Origin of the sequence: Acidovorax sp. LjRoot66 (genome assembly GCF_964253305.1) — a bacterium.
Taxonomy (GTDB): domain Bacteria; phylum Pseudomonadota; class Gammaproteobacteria; order Burkholderiales; family Burkholderiaceae_C; genus Acidovorax.
On the sequence record NZ_CAXUQU020000001.1, the window covers coordinates 1,477,508 to 1,495,058 of the forward strand.

The window sequence follows — 17,551 nt, forward strand, 5'->3', positions numbered from 1 at the left end:
CGGATCGCGCCCCAGGGTGGAGAGGGTGTTCCACCCAGCACGCCCCTGGGCGAATTTCATTGGACCGGGCGTGCAAAATCTGGCACAAACGAAAACTTTGTGTCTTGGTGCAATGGGCCTTTCGGTCCTGGGATGCGCACGACACCACCACGATGGGGTGCGCCGCGGGCTGCCAAGGCTTGCTTGCCATCCGTCATACATGCTGGCTACAGTCGGCTACGAGGGTTATCCATGTCATTGCGGCTCAAATTCAATCTGGTGCTGGCCTGCGTGCTGCTGGTGGCGGCGGCAGGCACGGGCCTGTACGTGCACCGCTTTCTGCAGAAGACGGCCATCGAGGAGGTGCAGCACAACTCACAGTTGATGATGCACGCAGCGATGGCCATCCGCGACTACACGACCGAACTGGTCAAGCCGCACCTCGATGTAACGCTGGCCGAGCAGTTCCTACCGCAGACGGTGCCGGCCTTTGCCGCCACCGAAACGCTGCGCCGGCTGCAGAACCGCTTTCCGGGCTACGAGTACAAGGAGGCGGTGCTCAACCCCACCAATGTGCGCGACCGTGCCAACGAGTGGGAGGAGCGCATCGTCAAGGATTTCCGCGAAGGCCGTGCAGACCTCAAGAAGGAAGTGACCGGTGAGGTGGGCGAGGGCATGCACCGCACGCTGTACGTGGCGCGCCCCATCACGATCAAGCAGGCGCAGTGCCTGGCCTGCCACAGCACGCCCGCTGCTGCGCCCCCAACCATGCTCAAGATCTACGGCGACAAGAACGGCTTTGGCTGGCAGATGAATGAAACCATCGGCATCCAGGTGGTGCGGGTGCCCATGTTCTACCCGCTCGAGAAGGCGCGCACGACCTTCAACACCGTGATGACGGCGCTGGCGGGCAGCTTTTTGCTGCTGTTCGCGATACTGAACCTGTCGCTGTCGTCGCTGGTGATCGAACCCATGGCGCGCATGAACCGCAAGCTCGAAGACCTGGCGACCAAGGACTTTCTGACCGACCTGGTGAACCGCCGCAAATTCTTCGAGCGGCTGGAGGCCGAGATGGCCGACACGCGCATCAAGAAGAGCAGCCTCTCGGTCGTGATGTTCGACATCGACTTCTTCAAGCGCATCAATGACACCTTCGGCCACGATTCGGGCGATGTGGTGCTCAAGGCCACGGCCTTGCGGGTGCGCGAGCTGCTGCGCTCGTCCGATTGCGCTGCGCGCTTCGGTGGCGAGGAGTTCATTTTGCTGCTCAAGGAAACGCCGGTTGACGCAGCCATGGCCATGGCCGAAGCCGTGCGCGCACGCATCGCCACCGTGCCTTTCGACGCGGTGGGCCATGTGAGTGCCAGCTTCGGTGTGGCCACCTGGAACCAGGTCGAAGACGCGCACGCACTGATCAAACGCGCCGACACGGCCCTGTACGTGGCCAAGTCCAGCGGCCGCAACTGCGTGGTGCAGGCCAAGGACGCGGTCTGAAACCAGGGCTCGCAGCGCCACGGCCAGATTAGGCCGTGGCTGCCTTGGCCTCGTCGTAGTCGGTCAGGTAGTCGCCAGCGAGCGAGGTCTTCTGCTTTTCGGTCAGCAGCTTGCCGGCCATCTGGAAGAAGCGGTGTTCCTCTTCCTTGAGATGGTGCTCCACCTTCTCGGCCAGTTTTTTCGCCAGAGGCAGCCAGGCAGGGGTGGCGGGGTCGGCTTTTTCCAGGGATTCCACCAGCTCATCGATCTGGTGGTGCTCCGAAATCGCGTGGCGCGACAGGTCCATGCCGGCGTCGAGCTGCATCAGCGGCGCATAGAAATTCCGGTCTTCGGCCAGCTCGTGGGCTGCCAGTTCGGTCTTGAGCTGCAGGAACAGTTCCTGCCGTTCGGGCGTATCGCCACTGGTTTCTGTCAGGCGGCGGTACAGGTCGCGCTGCAGCTCGTGGCTCTCGCGCAGGGCTTCAAAGATATTCTGTTGGCTCATGGGGATCCTTGGCAGTGAGGGGTGCAGGAAATGCGGCTTACTTGAGGGCCTTGCGGGCCGCACCGACACCGATGGCCGCCAGGACCACGAAAATCACGGCCAGCACCAGGAACAACACGAACAGGATCTTGGCAATGCCTGCCGTGCCCGCCGCCACGCCGGTGAAGCCCAGTGCACCGGCAACCAGCGAGATCAGGGCAAAAATGATGGCGTACTTGAGCATGTTGGTTCCTTGCAGTAGGGGCAGCATCTGCTGCGAATTAGATGTGACTGAAAGATACCGGAGTGGCCGTGCTGGGAGCGTCGGCAGGTGCGGAGTGTGGGTGTAGGAGAGCGCCGATCCGATGGAGCTCGGGCCCGGAAACGACAAAGCCGCAGCGCGGTGAGCGCTGCGGCTTTGTCCGTACCTTGGTTTCGGCTGGCCCTTTGGCCTTCACATCGGCGCGCCATTGAGCTTCGCCCACGTACGGAAAGTCGCGCTGTCGCGCGGAGGGCTTACAGCCCTGCTGCTGCACGCAGTGCAGCAGCTTTGTCGGTCTTCTCCCAGGTGAACTCGGGTTCTTCGCGGCCGAAGTGGCCGTAGGCGGCGGTCTTTTCGTAGATCGGGCGCAGCAGGTCCAGCATCTGGATGATGCCCTTGGGGCGCAGGTCGAAATGCTCCTGCACCAGTGCGGCAATCTTGTCGTCGGGGATCACGCCCGTGCCTTCGGTGTAGACGGTCACGTTCATGGGGCGTGCCACGCCGATGGCGTAGGCCACCTGGATCTGGCACTGGCGCGCCAGGCCGGCGGCGACGATGTTCTTGGCCACGTAGCGTGCGGCGTAGGCGGCCGAGCGGTCCACCTTGGTTGGGTCCTTGCCGCTGAAGGCGCCGCCGCCGTGGGGGCAGGCACCGCCGTAGGTGTCGACGATGATCTTGCGGCCGGTCAGGCCGCAGTCGCCTTGCGGGCCGCCGATGACGAAGCGGCCGGTGGGGTTGATCAGGTACTTGGTGTCCTTGAGCCACTCGCTGGGCAGCACGGGCTTGATGATCTCTTCGATCACGGCCTCGATGAAGCTGGCCTTCATCGTCTTGGCGGTTTCGCTCTGGTCGGGGTGGTGCTGGGTGGAGAGCACCACGGTGTCGATGCTGTGTGGCTTGCCGTCCACATAGCGCATGGTCACCTGGCTCTTGGCATCGGGGCGCAGGAAGGGCAGGCGCCCGTCCTTGCGCAACTGGGCCTGGCGCTCCACAAGGCGGTGCGCATAGTAGATAGGCGCGGGCATCAGCTCGGGCGTTTCGTCGCAGGCGTAGCCGAACATCAGGCCCTGGTCGCCGGCACCGGTGTTCAGGTGGTCGTCGCTGGCCTGGTCCACGCCCTGGGCGATGTCGTTCGATTGCTTGTCGTAGGCCACGAGCACGGCACAGCCCTTGTAGTCGATGCCGTAGTCGGTGTTGTCGTAGCCGATGCGCTTGATGGTGTCGCGCGCGACCTGGATGTAATCCACGTGGGCGTTGGTGGTGATTTCACCCGCCAGCACCACGAGGCCGGTGTTGGTCAGCGTTTCGGCGGCGACGCGGCTGCGGGGGTCCTGCTTGAAGATCGCATCGAGGATCGCATCCGAGATCTGGTCGGCCACTTTGTCGGGGTGGCCTTCGGAGACGGATTCCGAGGTAAAAAGAAAGTCGTTCGCCATTTGAATAAACTCCTGTGTTCCGGCATTTGGGGCGTTGCCCTCACCCCGAAGGAGCTTTGGCGAACGCTTTAGCAGATTTATTTAACGTCGCCCTGCAAGTTGCTCATTTAACTCAGCGACCCCGTCATTTTAATGCCATCTTTGTTCCGTCTCTTTTCCGTGTTGCCACTGTGGCTGCTCCATGGCCTGGGCGCGGCCATGGGCTGGGTGGCATTTCTGGCCTCTCCCATCTACCGCAGGCGCTTTCGGGCCAATGCGTCGCAGGCCGGCTACCGCTTCGGTGATGTGAGCGCCGCCGTGGGCCATGCAGGCCGCATGGTGGCCGAGTTGCCGCGCCTGTGGCTGGGGGCCCCGCTGCCGTTTCGCATCGAGGGCGGGGCCTGCGTGGAGGCGGCCTATGCCCAGGGCCGTGGCATCCTGTACCTCACGCCCCACCTGGGCTGCTTCGAGTTCTCGGCCCAGGCGGCCGCCCTGCGCTGGAGTGCCGACCACGGCCCCATCACCGTGCTCTACCGCCCTGCGCGCCAGCCCTGGCTCGCCAAGGTGATGGAGACGGCCCGCAACCGGCCCGGAATGCAGGCCGTGCCCACCAACCTCTCTGGCGTGCGCCAGATGATCAAGGCGCTGCGCCGGGGCGAGGCCGTGGGCCTGCTGCCTGACCAGGTGCCGCCACAGGGCCAGGGCCAGTGGAGCCCTTTCTTCGGCAAGGACGCCTACACCATGACGCTGGCCGTGCGCCTTGCCCACCAGACGGGCGCGGTGGTCGTCCTGGCGCGCTGCGAGCGCCTGTCCTGGGGCCGTGGCTACGTGGTGCATTTCGAACCCCTGCCCGCCGCACCGCTGGCGCAGGACGCCGACGCAGCACTGCTGCAGATCAACCAGGCCATGGAACATCTGATACGACAATCCCCAGGCCAGTACCTCTGGGGCTATGGCCGCTACAAGCAGCCCCGTGTGGAAGCCGCTGCCGCTGCTGCAACGCCTGCCGGAGGTGCCGCATGACCGGGCGCCTGGGGGTGTTGTTCATGCGCCTGCTGGCCTTGCTGCCGCTGCGCGTGCTGCGGGGCATGGGCTGGTTCATCGGCCAGGCGCTGTACCTGGTGGCGGCGCCGCGGCGCAAGGTGGCGCTGCGCAATCTGGCGCTGTGCTTTCCCGATGCCACCGAGGCCCAGCGGCGCCAGTGGGCGCGCGAAAGCTTCGTCGGTTTCTGCCAGACCTGGCTGGACCGCAGCTGGCTGTGGTTCGCCCCGCGCGAGGTGGTGCTGGACCGTGTGAAGCTGCAAGGCGCGCTGGACGAGTTGCTGGGGGACACGCCGACCATCATCTTTGCGCCGCATTTCTACGGCATGGATGCCGGAGGCTCCGCGCTCACCTTGCACACCGACCGGGCCTTCACCTCCATCTTCACGCCCCAGCCCGATCCGGCGGTGGATGTCTGGATCCGCAACGGGCGCCAGCGCTTTGGCAATGTGCGCATGCTCAACCGGGGCGATGGCGTCAAGCCCATCCTGAGCGGGCTGCGCAAGGGCGGCCTGCTGTACCTGTTGCCCGACATGGATTTCGGACGCAACGATTCGCTGTTCGTGCCCTTTTACGGCGTGACAGCAGCCACGGTGCCGTCGCTGTCGCGCTTCGCCCGGCTGGGGCGTGCCAAGGTGATCTCCATGGTCACGCGCATCACGCCCGCGGGCTATGTGGCCGAGCTGTCGCCCGCCTGGCCCGGATACCCCACCGACGACGCCGAGGCCGACACGGCGCTGATGAACCAGTACCTGCAGTCGTACATCGACGTGACGCCGGGGCAGTACTACTGGGTACACAAGCGCTTCAAGACCCGGCCCGAGGGCGAGCCTTCGATCTATTGAAGCGAAGCGGGGGCTCAGCCTCCGCGCAGAAAGCCCGCGAGCGCGCTCGCTACCCGATCCGGCTGCTCATGCACCACCCAGTGCGATGCGCCTTCGATCTTGTCGATCTGCAGTTGGGGAATCCAGCCCGGCAGGCCGTCGAGCAGTCCGGGCAGCAGGGCGGGGTCGTCCAACGCCCAGACCACCAGGGTGGGCACCGACACGCTGAGCATGCTGTCGGGCAGGGTGATACCGGCGATGGCGTTGTCGTCCCCTCGCGGCGGTCGCAGGGGGCTGGCGCGGTAGTAGTTGCAGGCGCCGGTCAGGCCGTGCTGCCACAGGGCGCGGTATTGCGCGCGCACGCCGTCGGTCAACCACTGCGGCGTCCGGCCTTCGGGGTTGTCGAAAAACGCGAACAGGCGCGCGAAATCATTCTCGGCCAACAGGGCTTCGGCGTCCGGCCTGCACAGGAAGTGCATGTACTGGCTGCTGGCCTGTTGCGCGGCGTTGTGCTGCAGTTCGCGCAGGAAGCTGCCGGGATGGGGTGAGTTGACGATGGCCAAGCGCTTCATGCGCTGCGGCTGTTGGTTGGCCAGATTCCAGGCTACTGCCCCGCCCCAGTCGTGGGCCACCAGGCATTCGAGCGGCTGGCCGGGACTCACGATCTCGATCAGTGCCGCAAGATCCTGCACCAGGTGCTTGGCCCGGTAGGCATCGACGGCTGCGGGGCTGCTCGATTCGCCAAACCCGCGCAGATACGGGGCCACGCAGTGGTAGCCGCCGTTTTCGGGCAGCGCGAAGTGCGACAGCATGGCATCCCAGATGAAGGCGCCTTCGGGAAAGCCGTGCAGGAACAGCAGCACGGGCCGCCCGGCGGCGCCGCTTTCGCGGCAGTGCAGGGTCGTGCCGTGGGACAGGGGAATGGTGCGGTTGCTGATCATGGCGCTATTGCTATCGTTTGTGTAGCTGCCAGCGCGCATGGGTCCAGCACTGGCGTTCAATCTTCCTCGGGTTCCTGGTCGTCGGCGCTGTCGGCGTCCGGCGCAGGTTCGTCGCCCTGCGCCAGCTCGGCACCAGGCACCGGGTGTGCCCACTGCCACAGCAGTTGGGCCACCTCGTCTACCCCCTGCTTTTTGAGGGCAGAGAACATCTTGACGTCGCCGCCGCCGGCGTGCAGTCGCGTGATCGACAGTATCTTGGCCTGCTCTGCACGGGTGAGCTTGTCGGCCTTGGTGAGCACGATGAGGAACTTGAGCCCTTCCTCGACCCGGGGGCGCACCACTTCGAGCAGCGCTTCGTCGAGCCCCGTGAGGCCCAGGCGGGGGTCGCACAGCAGCACGATGCCCGTGAGGCCCGGGCGGCTGACCAGGTAATTGACCATCACCTGTTGCCAGCGCACCTTGTCCGAGCGCGAGACGGCGGCATAGCCATAACCGGGCAAATCGGCCAGCACGGCGTCCATCACCCCCTGTTTTCCCAGGGAAAACAGGTTGATGTGCTGGGTGCGACCGGGCTTCTTGGAGGCGAATGCGAGCTGCTTTTGCTGGGTCAGCGTGTTGATGCAGGTGGATTTGCCTGCATTGGAACGGCCCACGAAGGCAATCTCCGGCACCACGATGGGGGGCAGGTGGTGCAGTTGCGCCGCCGTGGTGAGGAATCTTGCCGTGTGCATCCAGCCCATGGCGACTTTGGCGTCGGGTGCGGGCGGGAGAGAGCCAGCAACTGGCGCAGAAGGAGTGGTCGTCATGGGGGGTTGAGGTGCTTGCGGGGCCTCATTGTAGAATCGTGCGGTTTCGCGCACATAAACACAGACCCTCGATATGAAGTTGCTCGCCTCTATGCTGATGGCTGCCGTGCTGGCAGTGCCCGCTTTCCCGGCTTTTTCTGCGGGCGAGACTCCCGCTGCGCCACCCAAGGCCGCCAAGCCCGACCTGGTCAAAGGCGAGGCCAGCTTCACTGCGGTGTGCGCTGCCTGCCACGGCGCGGACGGCAACTCGGCCATCGCTGCCAATCCCAAGCTGTCGCAGCAGCACCCCGAGTACCTGGTCAAGCAACTGCAGGAATTCAAGTCCGGCAAGCGCAACGATCCCGTGATGAAGGGCTTTGCCTCGGCCCTGTCGGACGAGGACATGAAGAACATTGCGTACTGGGTGACCGCCAAGGCGGCCAAGCCCGGCTTCGCCAAGGACAAGGCCTTGGTCTCCATGGGCGAGCGCATCTACCGCGGCGGCATTGCCGACCGCCAGATCGCCGCCTGTGCCGGCTGCCACAGCCCCAATGGCTCCGGCATCCCGGCCCAGTACCCGCGCCTGTCCGGCCAGCATGCCGACTACACCGCGACGCAGCTCGTCGCCTTCCGCGATGGCAAGCGCGCCAACAGCCTGCAGATGACGCAGGTGGCTGCCAAGCTGAATGACCGCGAGATCAAGGCTGTGGCGGACTACATCGCCGGCCTGCGCTGATGAATCGACTGAACGACTGATCTTTCTCAAGCAAGGCTCACACAGCGCGGGCCGACCGGAACCAACCGCCAATAACAAACCCAAAAAGGGCGGGTCCATCGAGCAGATGGTCCCGTCCTTTTTCTTTGCCTGCCCCATCGCCCCTCTTTCCTCCATGTCTGACAACACCCAAGGCGTTCGCGTCCAGTACGGCTCCAAGGCCTTGCGCGCCGTGATCGAGATGCTGTCTTCGATGCGCTTCGCGATCTCGCTGCTGACGGTGATCTGCATCGCCTCGGTGATCGGCACCGTGCTCAAGCAGCACGAGCCGGCGGCGAACTATGTGAACCAGTTCGGCCCCTTCTGGGCAGCGCTGTTCAGCGCCATCCAACTCAATGCGGTGTACAGCGCCTGGTGGTTCCTGCTGATCCTGGCGTTTCTGGTGCTGAGCACCTCGCTGTGCATCGCCCGCAACACGCCCAAGATCCTGGTGGACATCCGGGTCTACAAGGAAAACATCCGTGAGCAGAGCCTCAAGGCCTTCCACCACAAGGCCGAGGCCGATCTGCCCGAGGGCCCCGAGGCCGAGGCCAAGCGCATCGGCGCCCTGCTGGCCGGTGGCGGCTGGAAGGTGCGCCTGCAGCAGCGCGATACGCCGGCCGGCGCTGGCACGGGCTGGATGGTGGCGGCCAAGGCCGGCGCGGCCAACAAGATCGGCTACATCGCTGCGCACAGCGCCATCGTGCTGGTGTGCGTGGGCGGGCTGCTCGATGGGGACCTGATCGTGCGTGCGCAGATGCTGCTGGGCGGCAAGACGCCCTATACCGGTGGCGGACTGATCGCGGACGTGAAGCCCGAGCACCGGCTGTCCGAGCGCAACCCGACCTTTCGTGGCAACCTGCTGGTGGCCGAGGGCACGCAATCGAGCACGGCCCTCCTGAACCAGTCCGATGGCGTGTTGCTGCAGGACCTGCCGTTCGCCATCGAGCTCAAGAAATTCATCGTCGAGCACTATTCCACGGGCATGCCCAAGCTGTTTGCCAGCGAGATCATCATCCACGACAAGGCCACGGGCGAGAAGACGCCGGCCCGCGTGGAGGTGAACCACCCGGCCAGCTACAAGGGCGTGGAGATCTACCAGTCGAGCTTCGACGATGGCGGATCGCACCTGAAACTGCGCGCCGTGCCCATGGCGCCGGGCGCCAAGGCCTTCGACGTCGATGGGGTGGTGGGCGATTCGACCCAACTGACCAACAAGGGCGGTGTGGCGGGTAGCGACACCATGACGCTGGAGTTCACGGCGCTGCGCACCATCAACGTCGAGAACTTCGGCGGTGCCGGCCCGGGCGCCACGGGCGTCGACGTGCGCAAGGTCGACCTGCGCGAGGCAGTGGAGTCGCGCCTGGGCGCCGCGAACAAGACCGTGACCAAGAAGGAGCTGCGCAACGTGGGCCCGAGCGTGAGCTACAAGCTGCGCGATGCGGCAGGCCAGGCGCGCGAGTTCCACAACTACATGCTGCCCGTGGACACGGGCGATGGCGTGCCGGTGTACCTGCTGGGTGTGCGTGAGATGCCGGCAGACCCGTTTCGCTACCTGCGGGTGCCTGCCGATGACCAGGGCGGGATGGACGGTTTCCTGCGCCTGCGCGTGGCGCTGGCCGACCCGGCGGCGCGCGAACAGGCGGTGCGCAGCTATGTGGCGCAGGCCATCGATCCATCGCGGCCCGACGTGGGTGAGCAATTGGCGCAATCGGCCTTGCGCGCGCTGGCGCTGTTTGCCGGCAATGGCATCGTGGACGGCAAGCCCACGGGCGGGCTGCAGGCGATTTCCGACTTCATGGAATCCAACGTGCCCGAGGCCGAGCGGGGTCGCGCAGGCGAGGTGCTGATCCGCATCCTGAACGGCACCCTGTTCGAGCTGGCGCAACTGTCGCGCAAGAATGCGGGCCTGCAGCCACTGCCGCCGGACGACAAGACGCGCGGCTTCATGACGCAGGCCGTGCTGTCGCTGAGCGATGCGCAGATCTACCCTGCGGCCATTGCCTTCGAGCTCAAGGACTTCACGCAGGTGCAGGCCAGCGTGTTCCAGGTGGCCCGCGCGCCCGGCAGGAACATCGTCTACCTGGGCTGTGCCTTGCTCATTCTGGGCGTTTTTGCCATGCTCTACATCCGCGAACGCCGCATCTGGGTCTGGGTGGCGCCGCAGGGTGATGGCACGCATGCCATGATGGCGCTCTCGACCAACCGCAAGACCATGGACGGCGACCGGGAGTTTGTAGAGCTCGCAGAAAAACTGATCGGGGCACCGCCCCTGCAAGGCAACCCATGAACACGGCCACCCGCAACACCACGATCACCCTGAACGAAGGCTTCTTCTCCCGCCGCAACTGGCTGGACTGGGCCTTTGCGGCCATCGTCGCTGTGGGGGCGCTGTATGCGCTGCAGCGCTATGGCAGCTTCATGGATGTGTACGAAAAGGGAATCCTGCTCGGGGCCATTCCCTCGACCATCTGGCTGGGCTGGTTCTGGCGCCCGCTGCGCACGCTGATGCTGGTGGTGACCGCGGTGGCGCTGATGGCCATCGGCCTGTACCAGGTCGACGGGGTGGGCAGCCTGGCGCGCGCCGACACGGTGTTCGGACTCAAGTACTTCCTGTCGAGCCAGTCGGCCATTCTGTGGATGAGCATGCTGTTCTTCATGAGCACTGCGTTCTACTGGATTGGCATGTTCGCGCGTGGCGAGGGCCACACCATGAACCTGATCGGCTCGCGCCTGGCATGGGTGGCGGTGGGCATGGCGCTGATCGGTACCCTGGTGCGCTGGTACGAGAGCTACCTGATCGGGCCCGACATCGGCCACATCCCGGTGAGCAACCTGTACGAGGTGTTCGTGCTGTTCTGCTGGATGACGGCCGCCTTCTACCTGTACTACGAAGCCCAGTACAAGACGCGCGCCCTGGGTGGCTTCGTGATGCTGGTGGTGAGTGCAGCCGTGGGCTTTCTGCTGTGGTACACGGTGGTGCGTGAGGCGCACGAGATCCAGCCGCTGGTGCCTGCGCTCAAGAGCTGGTGGATGAAGCTGCACGTGCCAGCCAACTTCATCGGCTACGGCACTTTCGCGCTGTCGGCCATGGTGGCATTTGCCTACCTGATCAAGCAGCAGGCCACGGAGACGCGCTGGTACAAGCTGGCGCCGCTGTGGCTGCTGGGCGTGGTGCTGTGTTTCGAGCCCATCGTGTTCCGCCAGGGCGCGACGGAGAGCGGCGGCAGCTACTGGATGGTGTATTTCGGCATCTCGGCGCTGATCGTGGCCGGCATCCTGCTGGGGCGCAAGCGCATTGCCGAGCGCCTGCCCTCGTTCGAGATCCTGGACGATGTGATGTACAAGGCCATCGCCGTGGGCTTTGCCTTCTTCACCATCGCCACGGTGCTGGGCGCCCTGTGGGCGGCCGAGGCCTGGGGCGGCTACTGGAGCTGGGACCCCAAGGAGACCTGGGCGCTGATCGTCTGGCTCAACTACGCCGCCTGGCTGCACATGCGCCTCATGAAGGGCCTGCGTGGCACAGTGTCGGCCTGGTGGGCTCTGGTGGGCCTGGCGGTTACGACCTTCGCCTTCCTCGGGGTCAACATGTTTCTGAGTGGGCTGCACAGCTACGGTACGCTGTAGGACGAGCACGCGAGGCGGCGGATACGGGGAGCGGGCCCTGCAAAGATTGCATCCACGGTGTAACCTTATCCGTATTTGGAACGAACTAGGGGTGGTATCGCTCTACCCGTAGACGATTCCATCACCGCCTGACCGGAGCCCCCCATGCCATTTCACTCCCGCGACTCGGGTTTCAACCACCCGCACTCTTCCGACATCACGCCACGCGCAGCCTACGAAGGGCGCCGCGACATGCTGCGCCTGATGGCCGGTGGTGCAGCCGGTGCGGCAATGGCCGCCTGGGCCGGCCGCGAAGCCCTGGCGCAGGCCCCCGCCCGGCCCGGCAAGCTGGCAGCGCTGGCGGGCAGCAAATCGTCCGTGGCGGGCGCGGTGTCGATGGAGAAGGTGACCGACTACAAGGACGCCAGCACCTACAACAATTTCTACGAGTTCGGTACCGACAAGGCCGACCCGGCGCGCAATGCGCACACCCTCAAGACCTCGCCCTGGACGGTGGAGGTCGAGGGGCTGGTCAAGAAGCCGGGCAAGTACGGTATCGAAGACCTGCTCAAGCTGAGTGCGCAGGAAGAGCGCATCTACCGCCTGCGTTGCGTGGAGGGCTGGTCGATGGTGATCCCGTGGGTGGGCTATTCGCTGGCCGAACTCATCAAGCGCGTGGAACCGCAGGGCAGCGCCAAGTACGTGGAGTTCGTCACCCTGGCGGACAAGGCCACCATGCCTTTTGTGGGCTCGCGCGTGCTCGACTGGCCCTATGTGGAAGGCTTGCGCATGGACGAGGCCATGCACCCGCTGACCCTGCTGGCCTTCGGCATGTACGGCGAAGTGCTGCCCAACCAGAACGGCGCGCCGGTGCGCCTGGTGGTGCCATGGAAGTACGGCTTCAAGAGCGCCAAGAGCATTGTCAAGATCCGCTTCACGGACAAGGAACCGGGTACGGCCTGGAACAAGGCGGCGCAGCAGGAGTACGGCTTCTATTCAAACGTGAACCCCACGGTAGACCACCCCCGATGGAGCCAGGCGACCGAGCGGCGCATTGGCGAGGATGGGTTGTTCGCCAAGAAGCGCAAGACGCTGATGTTCAACGGCTACGAGGCCCAGGTCGGCCAGTTGTACGCGGGCATGGACCTCAAGAAATTTTTCTGAGCCTGCCAGAAACCGACCCCTTCGCCGCCATGCGAAAGTTCCTGCTCCACCCCCTGGCCAAGCCTGTGGTGTTCGTGCTGTGCCTGCTGCCGCTGGCGTGGCTGGTGTATGCCGCTGTGGCCAACCAACTGGGTGCGAATCCGGCCGAGGCGCTGATCCGCGCCACGGGTGACTGGACCCTGCGTGCGCTGTGCCTGGTGCTGGCGGTGACGCCTGTCCGCGTCATGACGTCCACACCCCAATTGGCGCGCTTTCGGCGCATGCTGGGGGTGTTCGTGTTCTTCTATGCGCTGCTGCACCTGCTGAGCTACAGCTGGTTCGACATGGGCTTCGAGGTGAACGACATTGCCGTGGACATTGCCAAGCGGCCTTTCATCCTGGTGGGTTTCCTGGCGTTCGTGCTGCTCACCCTGATGGCGGCCACCTCGTTCAACCGCGCCATCCGCGCGCTGGGTGCCAAGCGCTGGCAGGTGCTGCACCGCACGGTGTATGCCGTGGCGGGCCTGGCGATCCTGCACTTCTTCTGGATGCGCGCTGGCAAGAACGACTTCGGCGAGGTGGCGGTGTACGCGGCCATCCTGGCGGCGCTGCTGGGCTGGCGTGTGTGGCAGGCCTTGCGCAAGCGGGCAGCCAAGGCGGCTATCGGCGTCGCAGCAACGCGGCAAGGTGCCGCGGCGCAGCGCTAGCGGCGTCAGCCGACGGTACGCAGCGCAGGCCGCATCTGGCGGGTGACGGGGTCGATGAAGGCCGTCGGGATCTGGTAGGCGCGGTCGTCGAAGAGGTCGATGCCGCACATCAGGTTCTCCACCCAGTCGAAGAAGTCGTTGATGGCCTTCTTGCCCAGGATGGGGGCGCCATGCTGCGGCACGAGCATGGCAATGTCCATCTGCCGCGCCATGCGCACCCACAGCCGCAGGATCTTGTTGGAGACCATGTAGCGGCGGTGGAAGCCCTCCATGCGCGGAATGTGCGCAGCCAGGTCGGTGACCGGAATACCCGCTTGCGCGCCCGAGGTCATCGACACGGCCAGGTCACCCGTGAAGAGGATGCGGCTGATGGGGTCGTAAAAGTGGAAATTGCCTTCGGAGTGCAGGAAATGCGCGGGCAGCAGCACCAGCTCGCTGCGGCCCAGCGGCAGCCGGCCGCCGCTGTCGGGCACGCCGATCACCCGGTTCTCGGTCTTGCCGACCTTGGTGAAGTGCGGTGCGAAGCGCTCCCAGACGCGCGAGATCACCAGCGAGGCCTTGGTGCTGGTCATCCAGCGGTCCAGCGAGGCGATGATGTCCGGGTCGGCGTGCGAGGCGATCAGGTAGGACAGCTTGTGCGGCGGGAAGTGCTGGGTCATGCCCATGAACAGCTCGTTGAACGCGAGGTTGCCGCCGGGGTCGATGATGGCCCCGGTGCCGTCGTCGACGATCAGGAACTGGTTGGCCTGTACCGCCTGGCCATCCTCCTCGATCAGATCGGTGAACATCAGGCAGGCGTGGTTCTTGTCTCGGTACAGTTCGATGGCCATGGCAATGCCGCAGTGCAGTGAAAAACCGACTGTAGGATGGCGCATGGCCAAGCGGCTTGATGGAAATCAAGCCATTGTCAATCAGGGGCCAGGGGATGCCCTGTTGGCTAAGACGGGGTCAGCGTGCCGTAGAGGCGGGGGGCTGGGGCGCCGATGTGGCCGTCGAGGGAGTGGCGCCAGGCGTGAGGGTTTCGGGCAGAGTGGCGCGCTGCGCGGCCGCGGGACCGGAGGGCAGGAACAGCGGGCCGCGCTGACCGCAACCCACGATGGCCGCCGCACTGGCAGCAAGGACAAGCGTCCTGACTAGAATTTGGGATGCTTTCAACATGCGCGAATTGTAATGACTGACCTTGAATTTCAGGACCATGCCGAGAAACTGCTGGCGGCCGTTGAGCGCAGTTGCGATGAACTCAATGACACCACAGACGCCGACATCGACAACCAGCGCTCGGGCGGCATGATCACGCTGAGCTTCGCGAACCGCAGCCAGATCGTCATCAACCTGCAAAAACCGCTGCACGAGGTGTGGATGGCTGCGAAGTCCGGCGGCTACCACTACAAGTTCGATGGCTCGGCATGGCAGGACACCAAGGGGGGTGGCGAGTTCTTTGCGCGGCTGACCGAGGATGCGCGCACCCAGTCGGGGATGCCGCTGGCCTTTTCCGCCTGACGCGCGCGAACCAGCCGCGCGCAATGGGAAAGGGCCGCACGCGGCGGCCCTTGATCTCAAGCGGTGGCTATCAATTGCGGAACAGGTCGAGGATGCGGTTGCGCTCTTCCGTCGGTGGCGGCGCATGCGGCGCCACATCGGGTCCACCGCTGGTGCGCTGCTGCTCTTCCAGTCCCACGCTGGCAATGCCTGCGTTGCGCGCATATTCCTCGTAGAACCATTCTCCGCCGACGTTCACCACACCGGGCGGCACGACCGGTTCGCTCACTGGAACGCCCTTGAGCGCGCGTTCCATGAAGCTGATCCACACCGGAAGGCTCAGGCCGCCGCCGGTTTCGCGGCTTCCCAGGTTGCGCGGCGTGTCGTAGCCGATCCAGGTCACTGCGGCGATGGTCGACTGGTAACCGGCGAACCAGGCATCCACCGAATCGTTGGTGGTGCCCGTCTTGCCGCCGATGTCCGGGCGCTTCAGCGTGCCCTGCGCGCGCGCGGCGGTGCCGGAGCGGGTGACCTCCTGCAGCAGGCTGTTCATCACGAAGGCGTTGCGTGCGTCGATGGCGCGCGGCAATTCGGACACTGCTGGTGGCGTGACTTCAGAGATGACGCGGCCCTTGTGGTCCGTGACCTTGGCGATCAGCCAGGGGTTCACGCGGTAGCCGCCGTTGGCGAACACCGAGTAGGCCGAGGCCATCTGCAGTGGTGTGACCGAGCCCGCGCCCAAGGCCATGGTCAGGTAGGCGGGGTGCTTCTCGGCATCGAAGCCGAAGCGCGACACCCATTCCTGCGCGGTCTTGGGGCCCACGGCCTGCAGGATGCGGATGGAGATCATGTTCTTGGACTTCGCGAGGCCCGTGCGCATGGTCATGGGGCCGTCGTACTTGCCGTCGTAGTTCTTGGGTTCCCAGGGCTGGCCGCCGGTGGTGCCCGCGTCAAAAAACAGCGGGGCGTCGTTGATCACCGTGGCAGGGGTGAAGCCCTTTTCCAGCGCCGCCGAGTAGATGAACGGCTTGAAGCTGGAGCCGGGCTGGCGCCAGGCCTGGGCCGCATGGTTGAACTTGTTCTTGTCGAAGTCAAAGCCACCCACCAGCGCGCGGATGGATCCATTGCGGGGGTCGAGGGCGACGAACGCACCCTCGACCTCGGGCAACTGGGTGATCTCCCAGGCGCCCTTGGGGGTCTTGACCACGCGGATCACGGCGCCGCGGCGGATCTTGATATTGGGCGGTGCCTTGTCGCTGAGGCCAGACTGGGCTGGCTTCAGGCCGTCACCCGTGATCTCCAGATTGTCGCCATTGGCTCTGGCGGCAACGATCTTGCGCGGCCCGGCTTCCAGAACCACGGCTGCCAGCACGTCACCGTTGTCGGGGTGGTTGGCCAGTGCATCGTCCACGGTATCTTCGACTTCCTGGGCGGCGGTGGGCAGTGCCACGAACTTTTCGGGGCCGCGGTACTGCTGGCGGCGCTCATAGTCCATGATGCCTCGGCGCAGCGCGGTGTAGGCAGCTTCCTGCTCCCCCGCATTCAGGGTGGTGTACACGTTCAGGCCCCGGGTATAGGCCTCGTTGCCATACTGCGTGAAAATGAGCTGGCGCGCCATTTCGGCCACGTACTCGGCATGGATGCGAGTGGCATCCGGGCCGCTGCGGATCTTGAGGTCTTCCTTCTTGGCGGCGATGGCTTCCTGGGAGGTGATGAAGCCGTTTTCTTCCATGCGCTCGATGATGTACAGCTGGCGCGAGCGGGCACGCTTGGGGTTGCTGATGGGGTTGTAGGCCGAAGGTGCCTTGGGCAGGCCAGCCAGCATGGCGGCTTCGGCAATCGAAATGGATTTGAGCGGTTTACCGAAGTAAGCCTCTGCGGCTGCAGAAAATCCATAGGCGCGGTTGCCCAGGTAAATCTGGTTCATGTAAATCTCAAGGATCTGGTCCTTGGTCAACATATGCTCCAGCTTGAATGTCAGTAATATTTCGTAAATTTTGCGAGTAAATGTTTTTTCTGATGACAGATAAACATTGCGCGCCACCTGCATTGTGATAGTCGAAGCCCCCTGGCTTTTGACGCGGCCCAGATTGGCCAGCGCGGCGCGAATCACACCCTTGTAGTCCACACCACCGTGCTGGAAGAAGCGCGCATCCTCAATGGCCAGCACCGCGTCCTTCATGACCTTGGGGATCTCCTGGATGGGTGTGAGGTTGCGCCTCTCTTCGCCGAATTCACCCAGCAACGCGCCCTCGGAGGAGTAGACCCGCAGAGGCAGTTTGGGGCGGTAGTCCGCCAGATCGGAGATGTCCGGCAGGTTGGGGTAGGCCACCGACAGTGCCACCGCAATGGTCAGCAGCAGGCCAAGAGCGCCCGCGACGGCAAGACCCGTGGTCCACAGCACGAAGCGAATCAACCAGCGAAGCCAAGTGGGGCGGGAGGGCGCGGAAGCGGCGGTCGAAGGGTCGGTTGGCTTTTGCTGTGAAGAAGATGGCGGCGGCATATCGCTCCGATTGGTGGAGCCTGCATTATAAAAATGTCGGAGCCTCTTTCAGTGCAAACGACCAAAAGGCCCCGACCGGCGGTCATGGCAGCCGCTTTGCGGTCTTGCAATTGCGCAGAAGCCACTCAGGAGATCGTGTGGTTTTGGCAACGCTC

17 protein-coding genes are annotated in these 17,551 nt (G+C 64.7%); 9 read left to right on the forward strand and 8 right to left on the reverse strand.

Annotated elements, in window-relative coordinates; translation table 11 throughout:
• The first annotated feature begins 231 nt into the window (after nt 1-231).
• Nucleotides 232-1,473 (forward strand): diguanylate cyclase, encoded by a 1,242-nt coding sequence (locus ACSQ3Y_RS06830; RefSeq protein WP_428002450.1) that lies wholly within the window; start codon nt 232-234, stop codon nt 1,471-1,473.
• Between the two features lie 28 nt (nt 1,474-1,501).
• Here the strand turns inward: ACSQ3Y_RS06830 and ACSQ3Y_RS06835 are convergent, their stop codons facing one another.
• The 3 genes from ACSQ3Y_RS06835 to metK all read right to left on the reverse strand — a co-directional run bounded on the left by ACSQ3Y_RS06835 (nt 1,502) and on the right by metK (nt 3,634).
• Nucleotides 1,502-1,957, reverse strand: a complete 456-nt coding sequence (locus ACSQ3Y_RS06835) for a hemerythrin domain-containing protein (protein ID WP_428002449.1) — start codon at nt 1,955-1,957, stop codon at nt 1,502-1,504.
• 37 nt (nt 1,958-1,994) lie between these two features.
• Nucleotides 1,995-2,180 (reverse strand): DUF1328 domain-containing protein, encoded by a 186-nt coding sequence (locus tag ACSQ3Y_RS06840; protein ID WP_305741901.1) that lies wholly within the window; start codon nt 2,178-2,180, stop codon nt 1,995-1,997.
• Nucleotides 2,181-2,452: 272 nt separating this feature from the next.
• Nucleotides 2,453-3,634, reverse strand: a complete 1,182-nt coding sequence (metK, locus tag ACSQ3Y_RS06845) for a methionine adenosyltransferase (RefSeq protein WP_305741902.1) — start codon at nt 3,632-3,634, stop codon at nt 2,453-2,455.
• A 132-nt stretch (nt 3,635-3,766) separates the two neighbouring features.
• Here metK and ACSQ3Y_RS06850 point away from each other — a divergent pair, with 132 nt between their 5' ends.
• Both ACSQ3Y_RS06850 and ACSQ3Y_RS06855 read left to right on the forward strand, forming a co-directional pair.
• Nucleotides 3,767-4,636, forward strand: coding sequence for a lysophospholipid acyltransferase family protein (locus tag ACSQ3Y_RS06850; protein WP_436176815.1), 870 nt, complete (start codon nt 3,767-3,769; stop codon nt 4,634-4,636).
• Nucleotides 4,633-5,499: a lysophospholipid acyltransferase family protein gene (locus tag ACSQ3Y_RS06855; protein ID WP_057205145.1), complete on the forward strand. Its 867-nt coding sequence runs from the start codon at nt 4,633-4,635 to the stop codon at nt 5,497-5,499. Before ACSQ3Y_RS06850 ends, ACSQ3Y_RS06855 begins: the two co-directional genes overlap by 4 nt.
• 14 nt (nt 5,500-5,513) lie before the next feature.
• Here the strand turns inward: ACSQ3Y_RS06855 and ACSQ3Y_RS06860 are convergent, their stop codons facing one another.
• The gene (locus ACSQ3Y_RS06860) at nt 5,514-6,419 is read right to left on the reverse strand and encodes an alpha/beta fold hydrolase (protein WP_436176816.1); all 906 of its coding nucleotides are present in this window, start codon (nt 6,417-6,419) and stop codon (nt 5,514-5,516) included.
• Between the two features lie 56 nt (nt 6,420-6,475).
• Nucleotides 6,476-7,225: a ribosome biogenesis GTP-binding protein YihA/YsxC gene (yihA, locus tag ACSQ3Y_RS06865; protein ID WP_436176817.1), complete on the reverse strand. Its 750-nt coding sequence runs from the start codon at nt 7,223-7,225 to the stop codon at nt 6,476-6,478.
• 73 nt (nt 7,226-7,298) lie between these two features.
• On the opposite strand from yihA, the gene ACSQ3Y_RS06870 reads away from it, so the two are divergent.
• From ACSQ3Y_RS06870 to ACSQ3Y_RS06890, 5 genes are all read left to right on the forward strand, one after another.
• Nucleotides 7,299-7,940, forward strand: a complete 642-nt coding sequence (locus ACSQ3Y_RS06870) for a c-type cytochrome (RefSeq protein ID WP_057265215.1) — start codon at nt 7,299-7,301, stop codon at nt 7,938-7,940.
• Nucleotides 7,941-8,094: 154 nt separating this feature from the next.
• Complete coding sequence (locus ACSQ3Y_RS06875; RefSeq protein WP_436176818.1) at nt 8,095-10,248, forward strand: cytochrome c biogenesis protein ResB; 2,154 nt, start codon at nt 8,095-8,097, stop codon at nt 10,246-10,248.
• On the forward strand, nt 10,245-11,585 hold the full coding sequence (gene ccsB / locus ACSQ3Y_RS06880) for a c-type cytochrome biogenesis protein CcsB (RefSeq protein WP_436176819.1): 1,341 nt from the start codon (nt 10,245-10,247) through the stop codon (nt 11,583-11,585). Before ACSQ3Y_RS06875 ends, ccsB begins: the two co-directional genes overlap by 4 nt.
• A 144-nt stretch (nt 11,586-11,729) precedes the next feature.
• Entirely contained in the window at nt 11,730-12,728 is a 999-nt protein-coding gene (gene msrP / locus ACSQ3Y_RS06885; RefSeq protein WP_436176820.1) for a protein-methionine-sulfoxide reductase catalytic subunit MsrP, read from the forward strand.
• Between the two features lie 29 nt (nt 12,729-12,757).
• Nucleotides 12,758-13,414: a sulfite oxidase heme-binding subunit YedZ gene (locus ACSQ3Y_RS06890; RefSeq protein ID WP_436176821.1), complete on the forward strand. Its 657-nt coding sequence runs from the start codon at nt 12,758-12,760 to the stop codon at nt 13,412-13,414.
• 5 nt (nt 13,415-13,419) lie between these two features.
• On the opposite strand, the gene ACSQ3Y_RS06895 is transcribed toward ACSQ3Y_RS06890, so the two are convergent.
• Nucleotides 13,420-14,244, reverse strand: a complete 825-nt coding sequence (locus ACSQ3Y_RS06895) for an MBL fold metallo-hydrolase (RefSeq protein ID WP_436176822.1) — start codon at nt 14,242-14,244, stop codon at nt 13,420-13,422.
• Between the two features lie 118 nt (nt 14,245-14,362).
• On the reverse strand, nt 14,363-14,611 hold the full coding sequence (gene lptM, locus ACSQ3Y_RS06900) for an LPS translocon maturation chaperone LptM (protein WP_436176823.1): 249 nt from the start codon (nt 14,609-14,611) through the stop codon (nt 14,363-14,365).
• Here lptM and cyaY point away from each other — a divergent pair.
• Nucleotides 14,585-14,914 (forward strand): iron donor protein CyaY, encoded by a 330-nt coding sequence (cyaY, locus tag ACSQ3Y_RS06905; protein WP_057205126.1) that lies wholly within the window; start codon nt 14,585-14,587, stop codon nt 14,912-14,914. The two genes, lptM and cyaY, sit on opposite strands and share 27 nt — an antisense overlap.
• 70 nt (nt 14,915-14,984) lie before the next feature.
• On the opposite strand, the gene ACSQ3Y_RS06910 is transcribed toward cyaY, so the two are convergent.
• Nucleotides 14,985-17,396, reverse strand: a complete 2,412-nt coding sequence (locus tag ACSQ3Y_RS06910) for a penicillin-binding protein 1A (RefSeq protein ID WP_436176824.1) — start codon at nt 17,394-17,396, stop codon at nt 14,985-14,987.
• Nucleotides 17,397-17,551 lie beyond the last annotated feature (155 nt).